We start from the raw sequence: 2093 nt of genomic DNA on the forward strand, positions 1-2093 counted from the left end.
CGCCAGAGAGGCCGAGCGCGGCCGTGAGGCTTGGACGCTAGGGCAGGGCATGAAAAAGCCCGTAGCGGGCTGCTACGGGCGTCTGACGCGGTGGAAAGGGGGAGGGGATGTTGTCTACATGGCTCTGCTGTAGTGAGTGGGTTGCGCTCCGGCAGCGGTCCTGATCAATCGTCACCCTTTCTCGGTCCTTCAACGTTCCTGACAACGAGCCTCCTTTTCGCCAATCCATCGACAATCACCGCGAGTCCCTGCTCGAACGCTGCGTCCGGACCGGCTTCGTCGAAGGCGTCTATCGCGGCCCGCAACAGCGGCGAGAGCGGAGCCTGTTCAACGGTGCCGCCGCGCTCGCCGGCATCGCTGTCGCCGGCCTGCTCCTCAAGCACGGCCCCAACAGTGAAGTAGCTGATTGTCATCAGCGCATTGACGGCGTCCCCGGCCGAAAAACCCGCCTCGCAGAGGAAGCGAAGCTGCGCGTCGGCCGTTTCCATCTGCGGTGCGCCCGGTCGCGTGCCGGCATGGATGCGCGCGCCATCGCGGTAGGCGAGCAGCGCCTGCCTGAAGCTGCGGGCATTCCCGATCAGAAATGAGCGCCAGTCGTCGTCGGCTCTCGGCACCGAATGCGTATGATTCTCCGCCAGCATGGCTTCGGCCAGTGCGTCGAGCAGCGCCCGCTTGTTCCTGAAGTGCCAGTAAAGCGCCGGCTGCTGAACCCCCAACCGTTCCGCCAGTTTGCGTGTCGTCAGACCGTCTACGCCGACCTCGTTCAACAGGTCCAGGGCGGCACGGATCACTGTATTCGGCTGCAACTTTGTCATGCTTGACACTTTATCACTGATAAACATAATATGTCCACCAACTTATCAGTGATAAAGAATCCGCGCGTTCAATCGGACCAGCGGAGGCTGGTCCGGAGGCCAGACGTGAAACCCAACAGACCCCTGATCGTAATTCTGAGCACTGTCGCGCTCGACGCTGTCGGCATCGGCCTGATTATGCCGGTGCTGCCGGGCCTCCTGCGCGATCTGGTTCACTCGAACGACGTCACCGCCCACTATGGCATTCTGCTGGCGCTGTATGCGTTGATGCAATTTGCCTGCGCACCTGTGCTGGGCGCGCTGTCGGATCGTTTCGGGCGGCGGCCGGTCTTGCTCGTCTCGCTGGCCGGCGCTGCTGTCGACTACGCCATCATGGCGACGGCGCCTTTCCTTTGGGTTCTCTATATCGGGCGGATCGTGGCCGGCATCACCGGGGCGACTGGGGCGGTAGCCGGCGCTTATATTGCCGATATCACTGATGGCGATGAGCGCGCGCGGCACTTCGGCTTCATGAGCGCCTGTTTCGGGTTCGGGATGGTCGCGGGACCTGTGCTCGGTGGGCTGATGGGCGGTTTCTCCCCCCCACGCTCCGTTCTTCGCCGCGGCAGCCTTGAACGGCCTCAATTTCCTGACGGGCTGTTTCCTTTTGCCGGAGTCGCACAAAGGCGAACGCCGGCCGTTACGCCGGGAGGCTCTCAACCCGCTCGCTTCGTTCCGGTGGGCCCGGGGCATGACCGTCGTCGCCGCCCTGATGGCGGTCTTCTTCATCATGCAACTTGTCGGACAGGTGCCGGCCGCGCTTTGGGTCATTTTCGGCGAGGATCGCTTTCACTGGGACGCGACCACGATCGGCATTTCGCTTGCCGCATTTGGCATTCTGCATTCACTCGCCCAGGCAATGATCACCGGCCCTGTAGCCGCCCGGCTCGGCGAAAGGCGGGCACTCATGCTCGGAATGATTGCCGACGGCACAGGCTACATCCTGCTTGCCTTCGCGACACGGGGATGGATGGCGTTCCCGATCATGGTCCTGCTTGCTTCGGGTGGCATCGGAATGCCGGCGCTGCAAGCAATGTTGTCCAGGCAGGTGGATGAGGAACGTCAGGGGCAGCTGCAAGGCTCACTGGCGGCGCTCACCAGCCTGACCTCGATCGTCGGACCCCTCCTCTTCACGGCGATCTATGCGGCTTCTATAACAACGTGGAACGGGTGGGCATGGATTGCAGGCGCTGCCCTCTACTTGCTCTGCCTGCCGGCGCTGCGTCGCGGGCTTTGGAG

The 2093-nt window shown here is 63.1% G+C and carries 1 protein-coding gene and 2 pseudogenes; 2 read left to right on the plus strand and 1 reads right to left on the minus strand.

Annotation, left to right across the window (positions count from 1 at the left end; genetic code table 11):
* Window positions 1-133: pseudogene (locus tag R7035_RS25090) on the plus strand (relaxase); the annotation flags it as partial.
* Window positions 134-164: 31 nt separating this feature from the next.
* On the opposite strand, the gene tetR(A) reads toward R7035_RS25090, so the two are convergent.
* A complete protein-coding gene (gene tetR(A) / locus R7035_RS25095) occupies window positions 165-815 on the minus strand; it encodes a tetracycline resistance transcriptional repressor TetR(A) (RefSeq protein WP_000164043.1) in 651 nt (216 codons plus the stop codon).
* Between the two features lie 105 nt (window positions 816-920).
* Here tetR(A) and tet(A) point away from each other — a divergent pair.
* Window positions 921-2093 (plus strand): annotated as a pseudogene (tet(A), locus tag R7035_RS25100) (tetracycline efflux MFS transporter Tet(A)); the annotation flags it as partial.

Origin of the sequence: Vibrio sp. 1731 (assembly GCF_033339955.1) — a bacterium.
GTDB lineage: Bacteria > Pseudomonadota > Gammaproteobacteria > Enterobacterales > Vibrionaceae > Vibrio > Vibrio alginolyticus.